Raw genomic sequence first — 24,099 nt, 5'->3', positions numbered from 1 at the left:
ATTCTGATTAGCAAGTTTAAAGAATGGCTGTCTTCCGTGTTTAGAGGATATTTATTGGTGGAATAGACTACTTGGGGATATTTACCAATAACTCTCTAGGAGGGACAGTATTTATGAAGGATAAGCGAAAAGTCGACGGCAACAGTAAGGATGAACAGCTGGAGCAGTTCCGGACAGAAGATCAAGGTAAAGAGCTTACAACCAATCAGGGGGTAAAGGTCTCAGAAGATGAATTTTCGCTGAAAGCTGGAGAAAGAGGTCCCACGTTAATGGAGGACTTCCATTTTCGGGAGAAGATGACCCACTTTGACCATGAACGGATTCCTGAGCGGGTTGTCCATGCCAGGGGATTTGCAGCCCATGGGGAATTTGAATTATATGAATCTATGAAAGATTATACGGCTGCCAAGTTTCTGCAGAAGCCTGGTACAAAAACACCTGTCTTCGTGCGTTTCTCCACTGTTGCAGGCTCCAAGGGCTCTGGAGAACTGGCAAGGGATGTGCGAGGATTCGCCACCAAATTTTACACAGAGGAAGGGAACTTCGACCTGGTCGGGAACAATATTCCGGTGTTCTTTATCCAGGATGCGATCAAATTTCCCGATTTGATTCATGCAGTCAAGCCGGAGCCGCATAATGAGATACCACAAGCTGCTTCCGCCCATGATACATTCTGGGATTTTGTAGCCAATAACCAGGAAACGGCACATATGATCATGTGGCATATGTCAGACCGGGCAATTCCTCGCAGCTTCAGAATGATGGAAGGTTTTGGTGTACATACCTTCCGCTTCGTAAACGAGAAAGGAAAAGGGCATTTCGTGAAATTCCACTGGAAGCCAAAGCTTGGTGTACATTCTGTTGTCTGGGATGAAGCACAGAAAATCAATGGGAAGGATCCGGATTTCCATCGCGGAGATCTTTATGAATCCATAGAAAAAGGAAATTACCCGGAATGGGAATTTGGTGTACAAATTATCGATGAAGAAGACGAGCACAAATTTGATTTCGATATTCTCGATGCTACGAAGATCTGGCCGGAGGAAGATGTTCCGGTTAGAATTATCGGCAAGATGACGCTTAACCGGAATGTTGACAATGTGTTTGCTGAGACAGAGCAGGCAGCCTTCCACCCGGGGCATGTAGTACCCGGCATAGACTTTACCAATGATCCATTACTTCAGGGAAGGCTCTTCTCTTATACGGATACCCAACTGCTTCGTCTCGGCGGGCCAAATTTCCATGAGATTCCGATCAACCGGCCTGTTTGTCCGTTCCATAATAATCAGCGGGACGGGTTTATGAGGCAGACCATCAACAAGGGGCAGGTAAGTTATCATAAGAACTCGCTTTGGAACAATACCCCATCGACGGTCGGTCCGAAAGACGGCGGCTATCAGCACTATCAGGAAAAAGTAGACGGAAGAAAAGTGCAGGCCCGGAGTGAAAGCTTCCAAGATCATTTTTCCCAGGCAGCCATGTTCTATAATAGTATGAGTGCGCCTGAGAAGAAACATATCAAAGAGGCAATGAGCTTTGAGCTTGGAAAATGTAAAAGTAAGGACATCCGCCAACAGGTAGTGGATATGTTCTCCCATGTGAATCTGGAGATGGCCCAGGAAGTGGCGGAGAATATTGGGGTTACACCACCAAAAAGCGGCGGATCCGAGATTAGCAAAGCCTCTCCAGCACTCAGTCAGGAGAACACGACTAAAGTACCTGATACACGCACGACAGCGGTGCTGCTGGGCGAAGGGTTCAACGGTTCTGAGGTAAAAAAAATTGTTGAAGGACTGGAAGATAAGGGCATCGAGCCTGTGATCATCAGCGACAAACAGGGGAAGGTAAAAGCTGCTAAAGGCAAAGATATGGAAGCGGAAGAAAGGTTCGATACGGCCGATCCTGTGCTGTTTGATTCTGTTTATGTTGTGGCCGGTGTCCAGGTCGATAAAAAGTTCCGCCAGAATGCTTCCTATTACTTGCAGGAGATGTATCAGCACTTCAAACCGATAGGTGCCACACATGAAGGGGAGCAGCTGATTAAAGAGAATGAGATGGCCGACCAGGAAGGAGTCATCACGGAAAAAGATCCTGACAGCTTTGTAACACGCTTCGTTGATGCTGTGGCTGCCCATAGATACTGGGGAAGAAAAGTAGATTAATAAACACAAAGAAAGGTGCTGGGCAGTTGTTCCAGCACCTTTTCCATTATATCTTGAGTCTCCCCTAGCGGCCGGGGAAGCTTCCCTCATCCATATGATCGGTCCCTGATGCTATAAGTGAGGATTGTACATCACTTAACTTTTAATTCAGATGATGAACAGTCAACTAATTTAGCGAAGCATATTTCCGAAGCGGCAGCCTCCACTAAACAAGATTTATCTATTATAGAATAACGTTACTTTGGGATCTCCGCCATTTCCTCTATAAATGCGATGCATATAGTCATCGTTGATGCTCTTCACCTCCTTACTGAGGAAAATCATCGGTATGACGTTGCAGATGACCACAAGCGCAAGCATAACGTCTACCAATTGCCAAATAAACTGCAAGCCTCCTATCGCCCCAATATAGATGGAAACCAAGTAGACAATCCGCATAGCCTTTGCTGCTTTCAGGCTATAGAGATATTCAGCTTGTTTTTCCCCATAGAATATGAGAATGCCGATGGTAGTGATGACGAAGAACAATAGGAAAATGGCAATGAATGCACCCCCGAACGTTTCACCAAAGACACTGCCATATGCCACACTAATCATAATGGAAGCCTGCTCAGGCCCCACTTCCTGCCATGCCCCCGTTACAAGAACTACAAGGCCTGATACTGTACAAATCACAATAGTATCGACAAATACACTGAAAACTCCCCAAAAAGCCTGTTTAGAAGGATGATCTGTCTGGGCGGCCGCATGTGCAATCGGAGCCGTACCGACACCCGCTTCATTGGAATACAGACCCCTTGCCATTCCCCAACGCAGAGCCTGGGCAATTCCTGCACCTGCGAAGCCCCCTGCAGCGGATATTGGGGTGAATGCATGCGTGAATATTAGCCCAATGGCATCTGGGAGTTCATCGATATGTATCCCTATTATTATTAATCCGAATAAAAGATAGGTAACTACCATGAAGGGAACCATCTTATCTGTAACCTTTGATATTCGCTTGATCCCCCCGAAAACGATAATACCGATTAGCATAGCAACAATGATGCCTGTGATACCTGGAGAAAATCCAAAAGTACCCTCTAATTGTGTCGATATTGAATTGGACTGGACCATGGTACTGGGAATCAACTCAAGCATCAGTAAGAATGCAAATAATGTCGCAACTTTATCCCAACCCAGTGCTTTTCGGATGTAATACTGTGGCCCGCCTACCCATATTCCTTTGTCATTCTTTTCTCTGTACTTCATCCCAAGCAGAATTTCGCCATATTTTGTCGCCATTCCAATTAAAGCTACAAGCCACATCCAGAATAGTGCGCCGGGACCGCCCAACGCTATAGCTATAGGAACACCGACAATATTTGTCGCACCCGCAGTGGATGCCAATGCCGAGGTGAATGCCTGAAAAGGCGTGATGGTGCCCATATGTCGATTCTTCTTGAATACTTGGCCGATTGTATTCTTCAAAATATGCGGAAAAATACGCAGCTGGAAGAAGTTCAATCGATATGAGTAAAGCACTCCTGTGACTAATAACAAAATAGACAGCACATATGTCCATAGAAAATCGGACACAGATGCCACTACAGCTTCAAAAATCTCCATTTTTATCATCCCCAAACTATATTTTTAATCTATTAATGCATACCCTTTTTTGAAATTTTTATTCTTTGCGAGTTAGATGAGGGCGTTGAAAAAAGAAAAATTCGGCTGGATTTTCGGTGTTTACATTTTTAGTACACTTGTAAACAAAAAGTAAACATTTGCGTACAATTATGTTTACATGTGTACAAAGTCGTATGCATGTTTTTTTATCAACGGGTACAAAAATGTTTTCTTGTACACATAATAAGTGTACATGTACACTGGTTCGTACACAAAAAAGTTGTGATTGCTAATTTTACCCATAGCTAGTATTCTATTAATTAACCACCTATTTAAATTGGAAGGGGAACTTGTTTAATGAATAATTCGAGAATAGCTGCAGTTGATGTAGGAAATGATGCCTTAAAAGCAAACTTTGGAAAAATGGAGAAAGAATTATACATACCCAATGTCATCGCTCCAGACTTTGAGGATCGTCCCGTCATCGGGATAGAGGAACTGGATGATAAAGATGTAATGGATAATATCCATATACGGATACACTCCCCTGCGTTGGAGGACAACAATGCAGTTTATAGAGTAGGAAACCTGGCTACAAAAAGTACGAACTCCCAGGAGCTGGATCCAGGGAGCAGCAAGTCTGAAGAGGATCAGACACTTGTAATGCTTTTCACGGCCATTGCATTGGATGCAGTTACAAATGGATCGGCACAGCCTGGGAAAGGGAATGTCATCGATGCAAATTATTCCCTCGGGACAGGTTTGCCTCTTAGAGAAGTAAAAGAAGGGAAAGACGTGGGTTACCGTTCCCAACTGCTCGGTTCTGTCCATCAGGTAGAGTTTCTTGTTACACCAAAGCATCAAGGCAAAAAAGTGAATATAAAATTTGATGAAGTGAAGGTCTATCCGGAAGGGTTCGCCGCATATGTCAACTTGATCATGGACAATGATCTGAAAGTGATCAACAAAGATTTGATTGACAAGCAGATTCTTATTCAGGATATTGGCGGGCTGTCGACGGATATTGCTGTCATCCGCAATCGTAATGTGGATGATGATAAGGCCCAAGGATTCAACCTGGGTGTATCTGAATCCCTCGAACAGATCCGTGAAGAGATCCGTTCCAAGCATGGCGTTGAGTTGGACAGCCGCCGGGATGTGGTAGATATTATCACCAGAAAAAATGACCGTCATCATATCATGGTGAAAGGGAGCAGAACGAATGTCCATGATATCACCGACCATATTCTTCTAGAGCTGGCGAAGAAAGAGTATCGCTTCCTCCGCAATGTATGGCAGAAGAATTCCCAGTCGGAGATCTGTTACTTTGTCGGCGGTGGTTCGGCAGTATTGAAAGACTATATAAAAGCTTTGAATAATAAAATGGATGGCTTCAATATTGAATTCTTTGAAGATGAGCAGGAAAGCATTTGGATGATGGCCAACGCCTATTACAAACTGATTATGGACCATGTGCAGAAAAAGGCGAAATCCGAGCATAAAAATGAGAACAAAGGTGCAGAAAAAGCCGCAGAAAAATCAGCTAAGTAGGGTGAGATGATGGCAAAGAAGAGTATAGAGCGGGGACAGACCATCACATTTCGTGTCCCCTCTGACACACCTGATTACCTCTTGAAGCAACTGCAGAAATTGAAAGATACCGAACGGAGAAACTTTTCCAGTCAGATTGCCCAATTTGTCCTAAAGGGTGTGAATGAGACCTATTCGAGAGAGAAAGAGACCATTACGATCCCTTTGCCAAAACAGCTGACGAAAGAGCAGAAAAGCTGGCTGAAGCATGAACATTCAGAAGCATTGATCGGTACCATCCTATATCAGCTGTTAAGTGATCCCATGCGTGCGACGACACTGCTTGCTTCACTTAACAGCAACACTACGGATATTGATCAGGCGCTTTATCTGCAGGAACAAGAACCGGAAGGGAATGATGAAGGGGCACAGCCAGAAACCTCTGAGGATCATGAGATGGAGGAAGCTGCTACCGCCGAACCAGGCTTAGATGACATCGGGATGGATATTCTGGATGATATTCATGAGGGAACCGGTGAGCCGGAAGAGGGAGCCGAGGAAGATGATCCATTGGCCGATTTCTTCTCCAGTATGAATAAGTAAGTTCCGAGGCTTCGATACAAGTGTGAGGATGAATAAATGTTAAATTGCCCCCACTCTCTTAAAGGGTGGGGGCAATTGGAGTGTTGGCATTCTATTAGCTTGATATGCTATAATTTTAGTTTAGTAAAGAATGTATCAGGAAGAGATGTAAATGCAAGTAGCCTTCAGGTTACATAAAAAAGCTGGGAGCCAGGCTGCTGTTTATGATAGCGGCTGGAATAGGAGGTAGAAAAATGAACTTGCAGGATTTATTTAAATCCATTGATTTATTGGACAATCCCACTATATATGATATTGACGTGACAGGGGTATCCTATCACTCGCAGAAAGTTTCCAAAGGGAATCTTTTTGTCTGTGTAAAAGGGTATAGCACGGATGGGCATCAGTTTCTTGCCGATGCGGTGGCAAATGGTGCAGAAGTGGCGGTAGTGGAAGAGATACAAGACCATATAGATATCCCGCAGTTCCGTGTGGGAAATTCCCGAAAAGCACTTGCCCAGCTGGGAGCTGAGTTTTACGGCCATCCTTCCAGAAAAATGCAAATGATCGGTATTACGGCAACCAATGGCAAGACAACCACTTCCTATATGGCAAACGCCATCCTGGAACAGGAAGGGTTAAAAACCGGATTGATAGGTACAGTCAATATCAAGAATGGAGAAAAGTCCATTCCATCAGAGTTGACAACCCCTGAGTCATTGGATCTGCAATATCACCTACAGCAGATGGTGGAAAATGATGTCTCCCATGTCACGATGGAAGCTTCATCCGCTGCATTGGAGATGTACCGGGTGGAATCGGTGGACTATGATATTGTGACACTGAATAATATCAGTGAAGAGCACATAGATACCCATGGGTCGTTCGAGAAGTATTTTGCGGCTAAATCCAGCCTGATAACGAGTGCCTCGAAAGACAGCTATGCTGTGCTCAATTTGGATGATGAATATTCAGCATCACTCATCGACCAGACCCAAGCCACGGTAATCAGCTTTGGAGTCAACAATAAAGAAGGCCATACGTACTGCAAAGATCTTGATTTGAGTACAGGAAGAGCTCGCTTTACTTTTGTCATCCAAAAAGGCTTCCAGGCTAATGGCAAGGTATATCAGCCGGAGGAATTTGATATCGAGCTTTCCGTCCCGGGCCTTCATTCGGTTTATAATTCTATGGTGGCCATCGTTATCGGGTTGTTAAGCGGGGTTTCCATTCCGAACATCCAACGGGCAATGAAGGAATTTAAAGGGGTTCCGAGAAGGTTCGAGTTCATCTATGAGGACCGGTTTAAAATCGTCGATGATCATTTTGCCAACCCTGGAAATATTCAAGTAACCCTGGAAACTTTAACGGAAATGCAGTTCTCTAATCTCCACCTGGTATATGCTATCCGGGGTCAAAGAGGTCCGGAGATCAACAGGGATAATGCGGAGATTATTGCTGAATGGGCAGCCAAGCTAAATCTGAAAGAAATTATAGCCACGAAAAGCGTGTCTAACACGACTTCAAAGGATAAAGTTACGGAAGAGGAGCTTGATGCATTCCTACAGGTAATGGACAAGGCGGGAATCAACGTAAAGCTGTATGATGAATTGCCTGATTCCATTGATGAATCCATTGGAAGAGCCCGAAAGGATGATGTTATTCTCTTGGCTGGATGCCAAGGCATGGATGATGCATCGGGAATTGTCCAAGAAAAGCTTGGATCCCAGTAATCAATAGAAAATGCTTTTAAACAGCCTGCTCTGATAATTCATCGGAGCAGACTTTTTTATTGGAAGGCTCTTGTCCGGCAGAAATGAGTTGTTTGGATCTATTTCCCGGGGAATAAGACAGCTGATTATTGGAAGAATAAGCAGGAGACTATCTTACAATAAGGGTTGAGGCTAATGGAATGGGATTTAGTTTGGAAAGCTGTAGTTATTATCCTGGGTGGGACATTCCTCCTGCGATTTGCGGGAAGAAAATCCATTTCCCAGATGACACTGGCACAGACGGTAATCATGATCGGTATAGGTTCATTGCTAATCCAGCCTGTTGCCGGCCAGAATGTCTGGGTAACTCTGGGGGTCGGTGCGGTGTTGGTACTGAGTCTGATCGTCTTGGAGTTTGTCCAGATAAAGGGAGACTTTTTTGAAAGCCTGATAACCGGGAAATCGAAAGTATTAATAGAAAATGGGCAGATTCAGCAGGGAAACCTTCGGAAGGTTCGGCTTACGGTGGATCAATTGGAGATGAACCTCCGAGAGAAAAATGTAACCAGGATCAGTGATGTACAATGGGCGACACTGGAGCCGAACGGGCAGGTCGGATTTGTGCTGAAGGAAGAGGCACAGCCTGTTACCAAGAAGGAATTGCAGCAGCTTAATCAGCGGATTGACCTTCTACTCGAGCAGAGCAGTGTCCCTCCACAGCCGCTGCCGCCGGATGAACAGGAGAACCTGTTTGCAGAGGTGAAAAGGAAAAGCCATAAAAATACTCCGCCAAACCACTTGCAGTGATGGCGGAGTATTTTATATGGCTTGGAAGTAAGCAGGTAGTGTTTGAACCATCGGAATTACGGAAAAAGAATAGTAAAAAGAACATGGAGGGATAATATTGGCAAATAATCCTTATGGTGACAGGGTAATGCCTCTCACATCAACAGAGAGCGGAAAAACACACTTGGTCGGAGAAGATGTATACTGCTATACCAATCAAATTGTAAATCTGTTTTTTGTCGGAAATCGAGATCAAAAAAATGGTTGGGTTTTAGTGGATGCAGGAATGCCAAGGTCTGCAGATAAAATCATTGAACAAGCAGAAGAGCTGTATGGAGAGGGAGCTGTACCCAGCGCAATTATCCTGACCCATGGGCACTTTGATCATGTCGGTGCATTGCCGGATTTGGCGGAAAAGTGGAAAGTCAGTGTCTATGCACATCCATTAGAGATTCCTTATCTTACCGGCGAGACTTCCTATGATAAGCCCGACCCTACAGTGGACGGAGGGACAGTAGCTAAGTTATCAAAGATGTTTCCGAATGAACCGGTGGATTTGGGCGGTTATGTGAAGGAACTTCCCCAAGAAGGTAGTATTCCGGAAATGCCAGGTTGGAAATGGTATCATACACCGGGCCATACGCCAGGACATGTTTCCCTCTTCCGCGAGTCGGATAGAACATTAATCGCTGGAGATGCCTTTACAACGGTTAAACAGGACGAAATGTTCGAGGTGGTCAAACAGGAAAAAGAGATAAATGGACCTCCTGTATACTACACCCCTAACTGGGAGGATGCTGAGGAATCAGTGAAGAAGCTGGCAGAGCTCAAGCCGCTTCATGCAGCTACAGGCCATGGGAAGCCGATGACTGGTGAAGAATTGGAGAAGGGACTGGCTGAACTGGCCAGGACGTTCAAGGAAAAAGCTGTCCCTGATCATGGAAAATATGTGGATGGCGATAAATAAAAAAGGATGTACGGATAACTCCGTACATCCTTTTCCTATGGATTATTTTCTTTCCCTTTTTCGTTCTACAATGTCCCGCGGTTCCAGATAGATGGTCGGCGGCTGATAATTCCTATGAGCTCGGATATCCTCATTGGATGCCTTGATGAAGGACCAGGCAAGGAGCAGCATGATGAACATGACAGGGAAACCGGCGACAATACTTGCCGTTTGCAATGTCTCCAGCCCACCGATGAACATCAGTGCCAGTGGAAGGATGGTTAGGGTAAAAGCCCAGAACATCCGATGCCACCTCAGCGGCTCTCCGCCTTTGACAGTTCTTTGTGCCACTGCGGCCAGTATATAGGAGGCCGAATCAAAGGTGGTTGCCAGGAACAAGATGGCCAGTACGACGAAAATAGGGACGATCAGCACAGACAGCGGAAGTTCATGGAGAATGGCAATTATTGCCGCTGGAGCGCCGTTTTCATTCATGAAAGAAATTACATCAAAAGTTCCGGTCAGCTGCAGGTAAAGCCCAAAGTTTCCCATGATGCCGAAAAACAAAATGCATCCGAGCGTACCATAAATCATGGTGCCGAGGATCATTTCCTTAATAGTCCTCCCGCGTGAAATCCGGGCTACGAACAAGCCGACAAATGGAGCATATACGACCCACCAAGCCCAGTAGAAAACAGTCCAGGCTTCAGGGAATCCAGTTTCTTCATAGCCGGGTATATGTGCCATTGGTTCAAGCCAGGTGGACATAGAGAAGAAATTATCGGCAATTACCCCAAAGCTTGAAAAAGTAGTTTCACTGATGAATACCGTCGGCCCAAAGATGAAGATGAACAGTAGAATAAAGATGGCTAGCACCAGATTGATATCACTTAATACACGAATACCCCGGCGGAGCCCTGAGTAGGCACTGAAAGCAAATATAAGGGTACATAACAGCATGATGGCTGCCTGTAGTCCCAAGTTGACAGGAATGCCTGTCATATCGTTCACACCTTCTGCTATCATCGGGGTACCTAGTGCCAATGTCGTTCCTGCCCCTCCGAGCAGACCAAAAATGAACAGAATGTCCACAATGACACCAACCGGTCCGTCGACATATTTTCCCAGTACTGGACGGACAGCTTCACTGATCTTCAGCACCGGTTTTTTCCGTACGTAATAAAAGTAGGCGATTGGCAGTGCCGGCAATGTGTAAATTGCCCAAGCCAAGGGTCCCCAGTGGAAGATCCCATAAGAGGATGCCCATTCAATGGCCTGCTGGGTTTCCGGCGTGTCACCAAATGGAGGACCTTGATAATAGTAGGCCCATTCAATCATTGCCCAGTATAGGATACTGGAGCCAATTCCTGCAGAGAACAGCATGGCCGCCCAGGAAAAGGTGCCGAACTCCCTCTTCACCTCTCTGTTCCCCAGTTTTATTTGGCCGTTTTTGCTGAAAGCTACATATATGAGGAAAATCAAGGCCCCCATCCCCAGCATGAGATACAGCACCCCAAAATTTCCAGTCATAAAGTTGTTTGCAGTGTCGATGACTTCCGCTCCGGCTTCGGGAAAAAAGATTAACGGAAGCACAACACTGAATAGAACGATTAACGCCCCGATAAACGTGGGCCAATCAATCAGTTTAGAATTCATATATTACCCATTCCTTTCCTGTTCTCATGTTGATAAATTGGTTAAAACATGTCGAAAATCCCCTAGTTTGCGGGTTTTCATAAGCCTGACTTATGGTAACAAATGGAATGGCCAGGTACAACCCCGTAAACTTTATAAACTTTTTTGTTTATAAAGTTTATGGAGTTCTCTCTTCGATTTCCTTTAGTATGCTCAAAAATCCTAGGTTAAATGGTATTTTTAAATTTTTTTGAAGCATGATAGAGTTTGCTAAGACAGAAAAGGGTGAGTGGTATGTCTAGTGAAAAAGCGGAACAGCTGAAAAAACAGTTTATCGAAAAAATTACTGATAATATGCAGTCTTTCGGTGTGTCTGCCACCGTGGGGCGTGTCCTCGGGATCATCTATATGGAAAGAAGGCCGATGACACTAGATGAGCTCTCTGCGGAAACTGGTATGAGCAAAACAAGAATGAGCCAGGTTGTCCGGGAGATGATCGACTTGAATATAGCGGAACGGGCTTTCCGCAAAGGTGTGCGCAAAGATCTGTATGAAGTGGAGCAGGACTATTATCAGACCTTTGTTTCCTTGTTTACATCCACATGGAATAAGGCCATAAATAAAAATGCCCACTTTGAACAACGGTTAAGAAGTAAGATAGACGACATAGAGAGCAAGGGCGACCTCACTGATGAAGATGAACAGCTGGTAAATGAAATTCTGCGCGAAATGCATGAATGGATGTCCTATTATGACTGGATCAAGCGTCTGGTTGCCTTCTTTGAAAGCGGAGAAATATTTGATCATGTACCAAAACACATAAATTCGGATGAAAATGGAGGAAAACAACGATGAATAAAAATGTAATCCTATCCTGTGCGGTAACTGGTGCAGGGGAAACAACGGAAAAGAGTCCACATGTTCCGGTAACACCTAAGGAGATTGCAGATTCAGCAATAAAAGCGGCCAAGGCCGGAGCTACTATCGCCCATGTACATGCAAGAGATCCAAAAACAGGTAAGCTGAGCCATGACGTAAAGCTTTTTGAAGAAATCGTGGAAAGAATCCGTGAAGCGGATCAAGATGTGATCATCAATATAACAGCTGGTGGCGGCGGTGACTGGGTGCCAGGCTCGGACGATCCTGCACGAGGCGGAGAGGGAACAGATATGCAGACACCGGAAGAGCGTCATGAGCCGGTAGGTCTTTTGCTTCCGGAGATTTGTACATTGGACTGTGGAAGTGTCAACTTTGGGGACCAAGTGTACATCAGCCCGACTGATTGGTTGAGGAAACAGGCCCAGCTTATCAAAGATAGCGGTGTAAAGCCTGAGTTGGAGTGCTTCGATACAGGACATATCCGCTTTGCCAATCAATTGGTTCAAGAAGGATTGGTGGAAGGCAGCCCGATGTATCAATTCTGCCTGGGGATACCATGGGGAGCAGATGCCGATGCAGAGACCATCTCCTATATGAAGAGCAGACTGCCGGAAAATGCTTCCTGGGCTGCTTTTGGAATCGGACGTATGCAAATGCCGATCGTAGCCGAGTCCGTGCTTCAGGGAGGTAATGCCCGGGTTGGCCTGGAGGACAATCTGTATTTGAAAAAAGGCCAGCTGGCAACGAACGAACAATTAGTGGATAAGGCGGTAGGCATTATTCAAAGTCTTGGTTCCGATGTGATGTCTCCGGCCGAAGCCCGTGAAAAGATGAACCTCAGAAAACCTAATGGAAAGAAGGATTAATATGACAGCAGAAGAACAGACATCCATAAAAAATATAACGGTAGTAGGAACTGGGGTCATCGGCAATGGCTGGATCACCCGCTTTCTTGCCAACGGCTATCACGTGACAGCAAGTGATCCTGACCCTGCCGCAGAAGAACGTACAGTGGCAGCGGTGAAGCAGGCTTGGCCATCCATGGAGAAGGTGGGATTAGCTGAAGGTGCTTCCATCAATAATCTGTCTTTCGAACCGGATCTGGCCCAAGCAGTCAAGGACGCTGATTTTATCCAGGAAAATGTACCCGAACGTGAAAATCTGAAGCGCCAGGTCATTGCCCAGATCGACAGCCATGCGCCAAAGGGAGCAATCATAGCATCCAGCACCTCCGGGATTCTGCCAAGCACCTTGCAGGCAGACTGTGAGATCCAGCCGGCGAGAGTAATGGTTGCCCACCCATTTAATCCAGTTTACTTAATGCCATTGGTGGAGCTTGTCGGCGGGAAGCAGACTGAGCGTAATTTCGTTGAAAAGGCAGAGTCCTTTTATAACAGCCTTCATATGAAACCTCTTATTATTGAACACGAGATTGAAGGACATGTAGCGGACAGGTTGATGGAGGCAATATGGCGGGAAGCCCTTCATATTGTTAATGATGGGGTGGCTACCACAGAAGAAGTGGATGCATCCATTGTCTACGGACCTGGGCTGCGCTGGGCTTTGATGGGTCCTTTCCTCACTCTTCATATGGGTGGGGGCAAGCAAGGCATGCGCCATCTCCTCGAACAGTTCGGCCCGGCACTAAAGCTGCCTTGGACTAAATTGGAAGCTCCCGAATTGACAGATGAACTCGCGGAAAAAGTGATCACAGGTACGGAGAAACAGACAGAAAATGTCAGCATGGAAGAACTGGAAGAGCGCAGAGACCAATTCCTGATCGAACTTCAGGAACTGCTGGAGAAATACTGGCCTGCTGCCACAGTCAAAGGATCCAGATAAAAAGGGGGAATCCCATGTCAGATGCTAAAGTGATTCTTGAGGAAAAAGTACGCCCCGAATGGGTGGATTACAATGGACATATGAATGATGCGGAGTATGTACGTGTGTTCAGCTGGGGAGTCGACCGGTTCATGAAAATGATTGGCATTACCGATGATTTCCGGGAAGAAAACCGTTATACCATTTATACAATGGAAACGCATGTTTGCTATTTGAATGAATTGAAGTTGGATGAACCGCTAGAGGTTCAGTTGCAAATGCTGGATTATGATGCGAAAAGGGCACATGTATTTTTTGAATTATATGGGCCCGATGGCAGACGTGCAGCCACTAGTGAACAAATGCTGATGGGAATAGACCAGACAACAGGCCGGCCAAGCCCATTTCCGGACGAGATTTTCACTCAGGTGGAGGATCTTGCCAAAGCCTGTATGCCCGATGAAAAACCTGCAGAAGCAGGCCGAGTTATCGGTATCAGAAGAAAAAAATAATGCAGAAGCACTGTCCTCCGGGGCAGTGCTTTGTTACATCTATGTCCACTTATTTTTTGCTTTAACACTTTAAAGCGTGTATGTAATAAATCATAAAAGTTTTTTCGGAATATTATCGATAATAGTTAAAAAGTATGATATAATCACGGTTAAATATTCAGGCACCATATTTAATAGGGGGGAAGAAGATGAGAAAGTTTTTAAGTGTTATAGCAGTTATATCTATGTTTATATTATCAGCATGCGGCTCGGAAGAAGAGTCTGCAAATGGAACGTCCGGCGAATCGGACGGGGGAGAGAATACCTATAGGGTTGGTGCCACTCAGATTGTGGAGCATCCGTCTTTGGATGAGGCTTACCGTGGTTTCCAGGATGCGCTGGCAGATGCCGGGCTTGAGGTGGAATATGATTTCCAAAGTGCCCAAAATGACCAGAATAATGTCAAACCGATCTCAGACGGCTTCGTCGCTGATAATGTCGATTTGATTTTTGCCAACTCGACACCAAGTGCACTTGGCGCTCTGCAGGCAACCAGGGAAATTCCGATTCTCTTTACATCGGTCACAGATGCGGTGGATGCCGGCCTGGTGCCATCGATGGATGAAGCCGGGGACAATATTACGGGTGTAGTGGATCTCCATCCGGAACAAATAGACGCTACTGTGGAATTTATTGAAAGCAACTTCCCAGATGCTACTGTGGGAATGATCTACAATGCCGGAGAGCAGAACTCCGTGAATCAAGTGGAAAGTGTCAAGGCTGCCGCAGAAGGTACTGGATTATCCATTGAAGAACGGACAGTAGCCAATTCCGCGGAAGTGCAACAGGCAGCTACCACACTTGTTGAGGATGCAGATGTCTTCTATATCATAACAGATAATACGGTCGTTTCCGCTCTGGACAGTGTAGTCGGGGTTGCCAATGACCAGGACATCCCGCTTATTGTGGGCGAACCTGATTCCCTTGCCAAAGGTGGATTTGCAACCTTTGGGATCGACTACCATACAATTGGCTATCGGACAGGGGAAATGGCTGCTGAAATATTGACGGGGAAGAAGGATCCAAGCGAGATTCCTCCCGAGTATCCTCCGGAAATCCAGTTGTTTATCAATAAAGAAGGTGCCGAGGAGCAGGGTGTGGAATGGAAGGACGAGTGGGAGGAATCCGCTGATTTGGTGGAAACGGAATAATTTTAACAGTTGGAGTCAGGTACAGCCTGGCTCCCATCTTTTTACTTCATGATTAGCTTGGGAGGGAGAATATGTTTATATCGTTATTTGGTGCAATGGAATCAGGTGTTATCTATGCCTTGATGGCCTTGGGGGTGTATCTGACCTTCCGGGTGCTCGATTTTCCTGACCTTACAGTAGATGGAAGCTTTGTTACCGGTGCTGCGGTTGCCGGTATTTCAATTATAAATGGGGTCCCTCCCATCTTGGCAACAATGCTGGCTGCAGTTGCCGGATTTATGGCCGGTTGTGTAACAGGAGTGCTGCATACCAAGGGGAAGATCAACGCCTTACTGTCCGGGATATTGATGATGACCGCTTTATATTCCATCAATCTAAGGATTCTAGGGCAGCCGACATTATCCATGCTTGGTGAGACTACGTTGTTCACCCAATTGGAATCTGTATGGCAAATGACTGGTCTGGATTCCGTACTGAATGGAATGCTCTCCATCACAGGACTTGAACGTCTTCCGTCTACCTGGGCGATTTTCCTTGTAATGACGGTGGTTACGCTGCTGATTAAATTTCTAACGGACTACTACTTGAAAACAGAAGTCGGCCTTGCATTGAGGGCAATTGGCGACAATAAACGCATGATCCGCAGCCTGTCTGCCAATACTGATACACTTACCATTATGGGAGTAGGGCTGTCGAATGGACTTGTTGCCCTGTCCGGCGGCTTGATCGCCCAGCATGGCGGTTTCGCTGATGTCAATATGGGAATCGGGATGATTGTGATTGGTTTGGCCTCTGTAATTATCGGGGAGGCATTATTTGGCACCAAGACAATAGCCAGGGCAACTCTGGCAGTTATTCTCGGGGCGGTCATCTACCGGATGATCGTTACCTTGGCACTGCGTGTCGATTTCCTGGAAACCGGGGATATGAAATTGATTACGGCGGTCATTGTCATTGGTGCATTGGTGGCACCTAAGCTGATACAGGTGAGAAAAGAGAAAAAGCGGCGCCTGGCCAAGCGGAATCAGCTTACACGCCAGGTGAAGGAGGTTTCGTAATGCTTGAGCTTAGCAACATATCAATTACTTTCAATGAAAATACACCGGATGAGAAAAAAGCATTAAGGAATATTGACCTGACCTTGGAAACCGGTGACTTTGTGACAGTTATAGGCAGTAATGGGGCCGGTAAATCCACACTGATGAACATAATATCAGGGGCCTTGATACCGGATGTAGGGGATGTATTAATTGGCGGAAAACAGGTGGTCCATCTGCCGGAATATAAGCGTTCTTCTTTAATCGGCCGTGTATTTCAGGATCCTATGGCCGGGACCGCCCCTTCCATGACCATAGAGGAGAATTTGGCCATGGCCTACTCACGGAATAAGAAGCGGGGGCTGCGGCTTGGGGTGAATAAAAAACGGAAGAAGTTGTTCCGTGAACATCTCTCTACCCTTAATATTGGATTGGAGAACCGGCTCACTGCCAAGGTCGGCCTCTTGTCCGGTGGGGAAAGGCAGGCCCTTTCCCTGCTGATGACTACCTTTACCAAGCCTGACATCCTCTTGCTGGATGAACATACTGCGGCATTGGACCCTTCCCGTGCCGAGCTGATTACGAATCTGACAGGAGAGGTCGTCCAGGAAGCAGGATTAACTACCTTGATGGTGACTCATAATATGCAGCAGGCTCTGGACCTTGGCAATCGCTTGATTATGATGGATAAGGGTGAGATCATCTTTGAGGCTAGTGGAGAGAGAAAGCAGAAGCTTACGGTAGAGGATCTCCTTTACGAGTTTAAACGCATAAAAGGTTCCCAGATGGAGAGTGACAGAGCAGTCCTTGGATGAATTAAAAAACAAAAACGAGAGCTTACATGTAAGCTCTCGTTTTTGTGAGTGGCAAAAAGTATGAAATTCGATCTTAAATCTATTCAGGGGCATGAGTAAAACCCGTTCGCCGCAAAGAGGAAATCCTTCCTGAGCTATGTTTGATTAAACTCCCTGTGCAACCATGGCGTTAGCCACTTTTTTGAAACCGGCAATATTGGAGCCGATTTCGAGATTGCCTGGGGCACCGAATTCTTCAGCAGCTTCCGCACAGTTTTTGTAGATGTCTTTCATGATTTTTTGCAGTTTTTCATCTACTTCTTGGAAGCTCCAATTGAGCCTCATGCTGTTTTGTGCCATTTCCAGAGCAGAGACAGCAACTCCGCCTGCATTAGCAGCTTTCGCAGGTGCGAATAATACATTATTCTCGATGAAGGCATCAATTGCCTCAGACGTACATGGCATATTTGCTCCTTCTGCAACTGCCTTTACACCATTTTTAATTAGCAGATGTGCTGCTTGTTCGTCCAGCTCATTCTGAGTCGCGCAAGGAAGAGCAGCATCGCAAGGCACTGACCATATTCCCTCACAGCCTTCATAGAAGGATGCATGTGGATGTGTTTCAATGTAATCGCTGATTCTCCCTCTGTTCACTTCTTTAATTTCTTTGATAGTATCGAGGTCGATTCCATTTTCATCAACGATATAACCGCTGGAATCACTGCAGGCAACCACTCTTGCGCCGAGTTCCTTTGCTTTTTCCATGGCATAGATGGAGACGTTGCCGGATCCGGAAATGACCAAAGTGCTGCCATATAGTGCTAAGCCGCGATCTTTAAGGGCTTCTTTCATGAAGTAGATGACTCCATAACCGGTAGCTTCTTTTCGGGCAAGGCTTCCACCGTACTCCAGTCCTTTTCCGGTCAAAACACCTGCTTCGTATTCGCTGCGCATTTTCTTGTACTGGCCAAACAAGTAGCCGATTTCCCGGGCTCCTACACCAATATCGCCAGCTGGAATGTCGGTGTTTGGCCCAATATGCTTGGAAAGCTCTGTCATGAAGCTTTGGCAGAATCTCATAATTTCATTGTCTGATTTCCCTTTGGGATCAAAGTCTGCGCCGCCCTTACCGCCGCCGATTGGCTGTCCTGTCAGAGAATTTTTGATAATTTGTTCCAGGCCGAGGAATTTTATGATACTTTGGTTTACAGAAGGGTGGAACCGTAATCCACCTTTATATGGCCCGATCGCACTATTGAACTGGACGCGGAATCCACGATTTACTCTCACTTTCCCCTGGTCATCCACCCAAGGGACACGGAAGGTGATCATTCTTTCCGGTTCTGAAAGCTGTTCGAGTATACCTTTCTCCATATAAACAGGATGCTTCTCCAAAAGAGGGGTGAGGGATTTGAAGATTAGAGATGCGGCCTGGTGAAATTCAGGTTCGTTAGGGTTTCTTTCTACAATATTAGAATAGACTTCGTCTACATATTGCTGTACTTTCTGATTCTTTTCTGGGGCTACGTTCGTTAAATTCGTCATAATAGCATCTGTGACCTCCTTGTTTGTAGTTGAAACAATATACTGTTAATTTTACATGTTATGATAGATATCAACAATATGAATTATAGATTGCTTTAATGCTTTTTTGAGATGAATGAAATGAGGTGCTTTCTATGGAATTGAAACAGATCAAATATTTTCTGGAAGTGGCTAAGCGGGAGCACGTGACGGAAGCGGCCAATGCTTTACATATTGCCCAGTCGGCTGTAAGCAGGCAAATTTTCAACCTGGAGCAGGAACTTGGGGTCTCCTTGTTTATCAGAGAAGGCAGAACGGTCAAACTCACTCCAATCGGCAGGGTATTTAAAGAGCATATGGAACAGGCTATCCATGCCATCGATGATGCTGCCCAGGTGATTGAGGAATATACCGACCCGGAGCGAGGCACAGTGCATGTCGGATTCCCCAGCAGCCTGTCGGCATACATGCTGCCGACCGCTGTTTCAGGCTTCCGGGAACGTTACCCCGATGTGAAATTCAAACTAAAACAGGGGTCCTATCATGAACTGAAGAAGGCCGTAACGAACGGGGAGATCAACATGGCCCTCCTTGGGCCGGTGCCCACGAATGAAAAGAAGCTGAAGGGGGCTATTCTGTTTACCGAAAACATGGTGGCTCTTCTGCCGGCAAGCCATCGATTTGCCCAATCGCCATCCTTGACCTTGAATGATCTGCGAGGCGACCAGTTTATCCTGTTCCCGGAAAATTATATCCTTAGGACATTGATCATCAATGCTTGCAACCAGCTGGGATTTGATCCGGAAGTCTCCTTTGAAGGGGAAGATATTGATGCCATCAAAGGGTTGGTTTCTGCGGGTCTTGGTGTTACTCTGGTACCAGAGATTACACTGGTGGACAGTCTGCCCAGAGCTACCGTTAAGGTTCCAGTAAGAGAACCAAACGTGGCAAGGACGGTGGGCGTCATTATACCAAAAGACCGGCAGCTCCTGCCTACTGAGAAAGTATTCTATGACTTTCTGAAAGAATTCTTTACCAGACTGGAGCGGTTTCAGAATTAAGGAAGGGTATTTGTTGCATATATGTTTACCCATAAGCTAATTTAGGGTACGATATATTGTGAATCATTAATATTAAAAATACTATATGTAGTGTAGTGAGTTATGGTGGCATGTGATGCCTTAATAGGGAATCCAGTTGGAATCTGGAACTGCCCCCGCAACTGTAAGTGTGGACGAAAGGGAATGGCCACAATGCAATCTGCTGATAAGAAGATTGTGTTGGAAGGCCCCTGGAGGTGGAAGCACGAGTCAGGAGACCTGCCGTAACTCCATGTTTCATTTCTCCGGGGTGCGGGATTATTGAAACGGCCGACGTCAATGGTCACGTATGCCGTTTTATGCCGTTTATCCTGTGAGGGTGAGCGGCTTTTTATGTTGCGCCGGACCCTGGGGGCGGTCTCCTGCAGTAACAAGTCTATCAGAGGAGGATATACATGATTACAGAGAAAGCGGTCATCCAGGAAGAGTTGATCGAGCGAATCAATCAAGCGGCAGCTGGCCTATCTATCGATACGGAAAGGTATATGGAGAAAGCCAAACAATCAGTCAACCCAGGGGATACAGCAAGTAAAACTTCAGAAATTCTAATAAAGCAGGCATTGGAAAACATAGACGAGGCGAACCCGGATTGGACCTTCCTGGCATCCAGGCTCTATTTGGATAATTTGTATAGGGAAGCGGGAAAGAACAGGGGATTTGAACCTTCCCTGAAATATGGCGGTTTTTATCAGTTGCTGGATACCTTGACAAAAAAGGGCATCTATTCGCCGCATCTCCTTGAGACATACAGCAGGGAAGAGATTGAAGAACTTGAAAAGATTATAGACCCGGAAAATGATCTGCTTTTCCACTACCTTGGCCTCTATACGCTGGCGACCCGCTATTTGGCCACGGATCATGAGAAGAATGTGTATGAACTTCCACAAGAACGCTGGATGGTCATCGCGATGCATCTGATGCACCAGGAAGTGCCCGGGCAGCGATTGGAGCTTGTAAAAGAAGCTTATTGGGCCTTGAGCAATCTATACATGACAGTGGCTACTCCTACATTGAATAATGCAGGCAAAACACATGGGCAGCTTTCCAGTTGTTTCATAGATACAGTGGATGATAGCCTCCAGGCGATTTACGACAGCAATACCGATATTGCGAAGCTCTCTAAAAATGGCGGCGGCATTGGAGTTTATATGGGGAAAATCCGGAGCCGCGGAAGCTCCATCAAAGGATTCAAAGGGATGTCGAGCGGTGTCGTTCCATGGATTAAACAGCTGAATAATACAGCAGTGAGTGTGGATCAGCTGGGGACAAGAAAGGGCGCCATCGCCATTTACTTGGATGTATGGCATAAGGATATTGAATCCTTCCTAGATCTGAAGCTGAACAATGGGGACGACCGGATGAGAGCCCATGATATTTTCACTGGTGTATGCCTTCCAGACTTGTTTATGGAGCAGGTGGAAGAGCGGGGTGATTGGTATTTATTCGACCCGCATGAGGTACGCCGTGTCATGGGCTATTCTCTTGAAGATTTTTATGATGGGACTCGTGGGGATGGCGAATGGAGGAAAAAATACAGGGAATGTGTGGAATCGAAGGAGCTGTCGAAAAGGAAGGTTCCTGCCATCGATATCATGAAAAGAATGATGAAGTCACAGTTGGAATCAGGCACTCCGTTCATGTTTTATCGGGACGAAGTGAACAGAAAGAACAGCAACCCACATGAAGGGATGATCTACTGTTCCAATCTCTGTACGGAAATCACACAGAACCAGTCTCCGACAGAATTTGTCGAAGAGTGGCTGGAAGAGGAAGGAAGCCTCATGAAGAAATATAAGCCGGGGGATTATGTGGTCTGCAATTTGAGCTCGATCAACCTTGGCAGAGCGGTGCCGGACAAAGTGCTGGAGAGGCTGATCCGCATCCAGGTACGCATGCTTGATAATGTAATAGATATCAATACACTGCCCCTGCCTCAGGCAGAGCGTACCAATAGGAAGTACCGTGCGGTAGGATTGGGGACTTTCGGGTGGCATCATCTTCTGGCTAAGCTGAATATTGAATGGGAATCCGAAGAAGCTGTCCGTTATGCCGATGAACTGTATGAGCGGATTGCCTATACAGCCATCAGACAGAGCCAGGAATTAAGCAGAGAAAAAGGGAGCTACCCAGCCTTCTCCGGCAGCAAGTGGGAAACAGGCGAGTATTTCCGCGAGCGGGATTATACGGGTGATGACTGGGAGGAATTGCGGCAGCTGGTTCAGGAAAACGGCATACGGAATAGTTACCTGATGGCAGTCGCACCGAATTCATCGACATCTATGATAGCCGGTTCTACTGCAAGCATCGATCCGGTATTCAAGCCGTTCTATCACGAGGAAAAGAAGGATTTCAAGGTCCCGGTAACTGCCCCGGAACTGGATCACCGCACATATGATATCTATCGCCGCTCCGCGTATATAGTCGATCAACGCTGGTCGGTGAGACAGAATGCGGCAAGGCAGAGGCATGTTGACCAGGCTATTTCATTCAACTTCTATGTACCGAATACGATTCGGGCTTCCGTGCTGCTGGACCTTCACCTTCAGGCATGGAAAGAAGGCTTGAAAACGACCTATTATGTCCGCTCCACTTCGAATGATGTAGAGGAATGTGAGTGGTGTGAGAGTTGAAGGTGCTGGTTGCCTATCTTTCCTACAGTGGAAACACCGAGGAAATAGCGGAAATGATTGCCGAAAATTGTAGACAAGCATCCATCGAGGCGGAAATGCACCGAATTGGAATTGACCCACCGATTGATCCGCGTAACTATGAGGTGATTTTTGTTGGAACCTTTACTTGGGACAGGGGAAGTACGCCGGATGAAGTGAAGGATTTTGTCTTGGAAATTGGATACAAGCCGAATCATATGGCCATCTTCGGCTCAGGTGATACTCAATTTGGGGGAGATGAATTATTCTGCCGATCTGTGGATAAGTTGTGTACATTTTATAAGAGCAAGTGGCCTGGGCTGAAAATTGAACAGTCTCCCAGAGGGGGGCAGGAAAAGAAAATAATAGAATGGACGGAAGGAGTGCTGGATGATGTCCGAAGCATTGCTGGAAAGAGCAAAAACACTGGAGCCCCGCCATCCAAATAAGTCTACGGCACTATTTGGAGGAAAATCAAGCGGAATATTAAATTGGAACGATATAGCTTATCCACACTGGTATAAACTATATAAGCGGCTTGTGGGCAATTACTGGCAGGCGGATGAGGTTAATATGTCCGCAGATGTGAAGCAGTTCCCCACATTAACAAAGGAAGAACAGGATGCTTACCTGAAGATCATTGGATTGTTATCCACATTGGATGGCCCCCAAACAAGAACAGCCCTTCTGCTTTCTTTGTACGCGACAGATCCGGCTGTACAGTCTATTATGGCAGTCATCTCCCAACAAGAGGCTGTGCATAATGAGAGCTATTCCTATGTGCTGTCTTCGGTAGTGTCGCTTGATGAACAGAACGAATCCTTCCAATTGGGCAGAAGGGATCCCGTACTGCTGAAGAGAAACGAGCATCTGATTCAGCAGTACAACCGATTTGTCGAAGAGCCAACCATGGAGAATATCTTGAAAACGCTGGTGTATACTTCCTTATTGGAAGGGATGTTCTTCTATTCGGGATTCGCCTTTTTCTATAACCTGGCACGGAACAATAAAATGGTCGGTACTTCCACGATGATCAGCTATATCAACCGGGATGAGCTGGAGCATGGCCGGTTCATATCGGAGCTGTTCCGTGCGGCTCTTGCAGAACGGCCGGAGTACAATACAACAGAGCTGACAGGATGGGTATATGAGCAGTTCCGCCTGTCGGTGGATTTGGAGATAGAATGGTCCTCCTACGTATTGAAGGAAATAGAGGGAATCGATTTGGAGGAGATGAAAGGGTATATTAAATACCGTGCGAATAAAATGCTGCGGATGATGGGGTTGAGTGAGATTTATCCAGATTATGTGGATAACCCCATGAAATGGATCCGCGCATATGTGGATAACTTTGATGATACGAAAACGGATTTCTTTGAGCAGAAATCCAGGCAATATACGAAAACAAGTGATTTAAATGGATTTGATGACCTGTAGATGGAGAGGTTGATTGAGAGCCATGTAACATCTTCCTCATCAACAAAGGCGCCAAGCTGCTGTGGGGTAATATACGGACCGGACAGCTGTAGGTAAAATATTTAATTTAGAGGTTGGGACATAACTAAACTGTTTAATGAAGGAAGACGAATGAACGGATTTAGCGGAGGAAATATGCGCAGACTCCTACGGGAGG

20 protein-coding genes and 1 riboswitch are annotated in these 24,099 nt (G+C 46.0%); of the genes, 17 read left to right on the top strand and 3 right to left on the bottom strand.

The genetic code is table 11. From position 1 onward, the window contains the following. Positions 1 to 113 precede the first annotated feature (113 nt). Positions 114 to 2,162, top strand: a complete 2,049-nt coding sequence (locus ACFODW_RS11900) for a catalase (RefSeq protein WP_390306700.1) — start codon at positions 114 to 116, stop codon at positions 2,160 to 2,162. Positions 2,163 to 2,378: 216 nt separating this feature from the next. On the opposite strand, the gene ACFODW_RS11895 is transcribed toward ACFODW_RS11900, so the two are convergent. Continuing rightward, entirely contained in the window at positions 2,379 to 3,770 is a 1,392-nt protein-coding gene (locus ACFODW_RS11895) for an alanine/glycine:cation symporter family protein (RefSeq protein ID WP_390306698.1), read from the bottom strand. A 357-nt stretch (positions 3,771 to 4,127) separates the two neighbouring features. Between ACFODW_RS11895 and ACFODW_RS11890 the strand changes: the two genes are divergently transcribed. The 5 genes from ACFODW_RS11890 to ACFODW_RS11870 all read left to right on the top strand — a co-directional run bounded on the left by ACFODW_RS11890 (position 4,128) and on the right by ACFODW_RS11870 (position 9,347). Next, positions 4,128 to 5,321 (top strand): Alp7A family actin-like protein, encoded by a 1,194-nt coding sequence (locus ACFODW_RS11890; RefSeq protein WP_390306696.1) that lies wholly within the window; start codon positions 4,128 to 4,130, stop codon positions 5,319 to 5,321. A gap of 9 nt (positions 5,322 to 5,330) precedes the next feature. Further along, a complete protein-coding gene (locus ACFODW_RS11885; RefSeq protein WP_390306694.1) occupies positions 5,331 to 5,903 on the top strand; it encodes a hypothetical protein in 573 nt (190 codons plus the stop codon). Positions 5,904 to 6,136: 233 nt separating this feature from the next. Further along, a complete protein-coding gene (locus tag ACFODW_RS11880) occupies positions 6,137 to 7,615 on the top strand; it encodes a Mur ligase family protein (RefSeq protein WP_390306692.1) in 1,479 nt (492 codons plus the stop codon). A gap of 174 nt (positions 7,616 to 7,789) precedes the next feature. Beyond that, positions 7,790 to 8,401, top strand: a complete 612-nt coding sequence (locus ACFODW_RS11875; RefSeq protein WP_390306690.1) for a DUF421 domain-containing protein — start codon at positions 7,790 to 7,792, stop codon at positions 8,399 to 8,401. A gap of 127 nt (positions 8,402 to 8,528) precedes the next feature. Beyond that, positions 8,529 to 9,347: an MBL fold metallo-hydrolase gene (locus tag ACFODW_RS11870; RefSeq protein WP_390306864.1), complete on the top strand. Its 819-nt coding sequence runs from the start codon at positions 8,529 to 8,531 to the stop codon at positions 9,345 to 9,347. A 42-nt stretch (positions 9,348 to 9,389) separates the two neighbouring features. On the opposite strand, the gene ACFODW_RS11865 is transcribed toward ACFODW_RS11870, so the two are convergent. Further along, positions 9,390 to 10,982 carry a BCCT family transporter gene (locus ACFODW_RS11865; RefSeq protein ID WP_390306688.1) on the bottom strand — a complete coding sequence of 531 codons (1,593 nt, stop codon included), beginning with the start codon at positions 10,980 to 10,982 and terminating at the stop codon, positions 9,390 to 9,392. A 273-nt stretch (positions 10,983 to 11,255) separates the two neighbouring features. Here ACFODW_RS11865 and ACFODW_RS11860 point away from each other — a divergent pair, with 273 nt between their 5' ends. The 7 genes from ACFODW_RS11860 to ACFODW_RS11830 all read left to right on the top strand — a co-directional run bounded on the left by ACFODW_RS11860 (position 11,256) and on the right by ACFODW_RS11830 (position 17,215). After that, entirely contained in the window at positions 11,256 to 11,816 is a 561-nt protein-coding gene (locus tag ACFODW_RS11860; protein WP_390306686.1) for a GbsR/MarR family transcriptional regulator, read from the top strand. After that, positions 11,813 to 12,706, top strand: a complete 894-nt coding sequence (locus ACFODW_RS11855; protein ID WP_390306684.1) for a BKACE family enzyme — start codon at positions 11,813 to 11,815, stop codon at positions 12,704 to 12,706. The genes ACFODW_RS11860 and ACFODW_RS11855 overlap by 4 nt, the downstream gene beginning before the upstream one ends. A gap of 1 nt (position 12,707) precedes the next feature. Continuing rightward, positions 12,708 to 13,682, top strand: coding sequence for a 3-hydroxyacyl-CoA dehydrogenase NAD-binding domain-containing protein (locus tag ACFODW_RS11850; RefSeq protein WP_390306682.1), 975 nt, complete (start codon positions 12,708 to 12,710; stop codon positions 13,680 to 13,682). A 14-nt stretch (positions 13,683 to 13,696) separates the two neighbouring features. Then, the gene (locus tag ACFODW_RS11845) at positions 13,697 to 14,173 is read left to right on the top strand and encodes a thioesterase family protein (RefSeq protein WP_390306680.1); all 477 of its coding nucleotides are present in this window, start codon (positions 13,697 to 13,699) and stop codon (positions 14,171 to 14,173) included. Positions 14,174 to 14,361: 188 nt separating this feature from the next. Further along, entirely contained in the window at positions 14,362 to 15,363 is a 1,002-nt protein-coding gene (locus tag ACFODW_RS11840; protein ID WP_390306678.1) for an ABC transporter substrate-binding protein, read from the top strand. Between the two features lie 71 nt (positions 15,364 to 15,434). Further along, complete coding sequence (locus ACFODW_RS11835) at positions 15,435 to 16,421, top strand: ABC transporter permease (protein WP_390306676.1); 987 nt, start codon at positions 15,435 to 15,437, stop codon at positions 16,419 to 16,421. Further along, the gene (locus ACFODW_RS11830; protein ID WP_390306674.1) at positions 16,421 to 17,215 is read left to right on the top strand and encodes an ABC transporter ATP-binding protein; all 795 of its coding nucleotides are present in this window, start codon (positions 16,421 to 16,423) and stop codon (positions 17,213 to 17,215) included. The genes ACFODW_RS11835 and ACFODW_RS11830 overlap by 1 nt, the downstream gene beginning before the upstream one ends. Positions 17,216 to 17,359: 144 nt before the next feature. Here ACFODW_RS11830 and gdhA read toward each other — a convergent pair whose 3' ends face one another. Next, complete coding sequence (gene gdhA, locus ACFODW_RS11825) at positions 17,360 to 18,739, bottom strand: NADP-specific glutamate dehydrogenase (RefSeq protein WP_390306672.1); 1,380 nt, start codon at positions 18,737 to 18,739, stop codon at positions 17,360 to 17,362. Positions 18,740 to 18,873: 134 nt separating this feature from the next. Between gdhA and ACFODW_RS11820 the strand changes: the two genes are divergently transcribed. The 4 genes from ACFODW_RS11820 to ACFODW_RS11805 all read left to right on the top strand — a co-directional run bounded on the left by ACFODW_RS11820 (position 18,874) and on the right by ACFODW_RS11805 (position 23,903). Beyond that, positions 18,874 to 19,779: a LysR family transcriptional regulator gene (locus tag ACFODW_RS11820; protein ID WP_390306670.1), complete on the top strand. Its 906-nt coding sequence runs from the start codon at positions 18,874 to 18,876 to the stop codon at positions 19,777 to 19,779. 86 nt (positions 19,780 to 19,865) lie between these two features. After that, positions 19,866 to 20,059, top strand: a riboswitch (cobalamin riboswitch). Between the two features lie 154 nt (positions 20,060 to 20,213). Continuing rightward, positions 20,214 to 22,448, top strand: a complete 2,235-nt coding sequence (locus ACFODW_RS11815; RefSeq protein ID WP_390306668.1) for a ribonucleoside-diphosphate reductase subunit alpha — start codon at positions 20,214 to 20,216, stop codon at positions 22,446 to 22,448. Further along, positions 22,445 to 22,915, top strand: coding sequence for a flavodoxin (locus tag ACFODW_RS11810; protein WP_390306666.1), 471 nt, complete (start codon positions 22,445 to 22,447; stop codon positions 22,913 to 22,915). Before ACFODW_RS11815 ends, ACFODW_RS11810 begins: the two co-directional genes overlap by 4 nt. After that, on the top strand, positions 22,860 to 23,903 hold the full coding sequence (locus ACFODW_RS11805) for a ribonucleotide-diphosphate reductase subunit beta (RefSeq protein WP_390306663.1): 1,044 nt from the start codon (positions 22,860 to 22,862) through the stop codon (positions 23,901 to 23,903). The genes ACFODW_RS11810 and ACFODW_RS11805 overlap by 56 nt, the downstream gene beginning before the upstream one ends. Positions 23,904 to 24,099 lie beyond the last annotated feature (196 nt).

The organism is Virgibacillus sediminis (assembly GCF_042643265.1).
GTDB lineage: Bacteria > Bacillota > Bacilli > Bacillales > Amphibacillaceae > Virgibacillus_O > Virgibacillus_O sediminis.
This window is presented reverse-complemented; position numbering and strand designations above follow the sequence as displayed.

Bases quoted from the DNA above. Each gene is read 5' to 3' on its own strand.
- ACFODW_RS11900 (WP_390306700.1), top strand. From the start codon at position 114: ATGAAGGATAAGCGAAAAGTCGACGGCAACAGTAAGGATGAACAGCTG.
- ACFODW_RS11895 (WP_390306698.1), bottom strand. From the start codon at position 3,770: ATGGAGATTTTTGAAGCTGTAGTGGCATCTGTGTCCGATTTTCTATGG.
- ACFODW_RS11890 (WP_390306696.1), top strand. From the start codon at position 4,128: ATGAATAATTCGAGAATAGCTGCAGTTGATGTAGGAAATGATGCCTTA.
- ACFODW_RS11885 (WP_390306694.1), top strand. From the start codon at position 5,331: ATGGCAAAGAAGAGTATAGAGCGGGGACAGACCATCACATTTCGTGTC.
- ACFODW_RS11880 (WP_390306692.1), top strand. From the start codon at position 6,137: ATGAACTTGCAGGATTTATTTAAATCCATTGATTTATTGGACAATCCC.
- ACFODW_RS11875 (WP_390306690.1), top strand. From the start codon at position 7,790: ATGGAATGGGATTTAGTTTGGAAAGCTGTAGTTATTATCCTGGGTGGG.
- ACFODW_RS11870 (WP_390306864.1), top strand. From the start codon at position 8,529: ATGCCTCTCACATCAACAGAGAGCGGAAAAACACACTTGGTCGGAGAA.
- ACFODW_RS11865 (WP_390306688.1), bottom strand. From the start codon at position 10,982: ATGAATTCTAAACTGATTGATTGGCCCACGTTTATCGGGGCGTTAATC.
- ACFODW_RS11860 (WP_390306686.1), top strand. From the start codon at position 11,256: ATGTCTAGTGAAAAAGCGGAACAGCTGAAAAAACAGTTTATCGAAAAA.
- ACFODW_RS11855 (WP_390306684.1), top strand. From the start codon at position 11,813: ATGAATAAAAATGTAATCCTATCCTGTGCGGTAACTGGTGCAGGGGAA.
- ACFODW_RS11850 (WP_390306682.1), top strand. From the start codon at position 12,708: ATGACAGCAGAAGAACAGACATCCATAAAAAATATAACGGTAGTAGGA.
- ACFODW_RS11845 (WP_390306680.1), top strand. From the start codon at position 13,697: ATGTCAGATGCTAAAGTGATTCTTGAGGAAAAAGTACGCCCCGAATGG.
- ACFODW_RS11840 (WP_390306678.1), top strand. From the start codon at position 14,362: ATGAGAAAGTTTTTAAGTGTTATAGCAGTTATATCTATGTTTATATTA.
- ACFODW_RS11835 (WP_390306676.1), top strand. From the start codon at position 15,435: ATGTTTATATCGTTATTTGGTGCAATGGAATCAGGTGTTATCTATGCC.
- ACFODW_RS11830 (WP_390306674.1), top strand. From the start codon at position 16,421: ATGCTTGAGCTTAGCAACATATCAATTACTTTCAATGAAAATACACCG.
- gdhA (WP_390306672.1), bottom strand. From the start codon at position 18,739: ATGACGAATTTAACGAACGTAGCCCCAGAAAAGAATCAGAAAGTACAG.
- ACFODW_RS11820 (WP_390306670.1), top strand. From the start codon at position 18,874: ATGGAATTGAAACAGATCAAATATTTTCTGGAAGTGGCTAAGCGGGAG.
- ACFODW_RS11815 (WP_390306668.1), top strand. From the start codon at position 20,214: ATGATTACAGAGAAAGCGGTCATCCAGGAAGAGTTGATCGAGCGAATC.
- ACFODW_RS11805 (WP_390306663.1), top strand. From the start codon at position 22,860: ATGTCCGAAGCATTGCTGGAAAGAGCAAAAACACTGGAGCCCCGCCAT.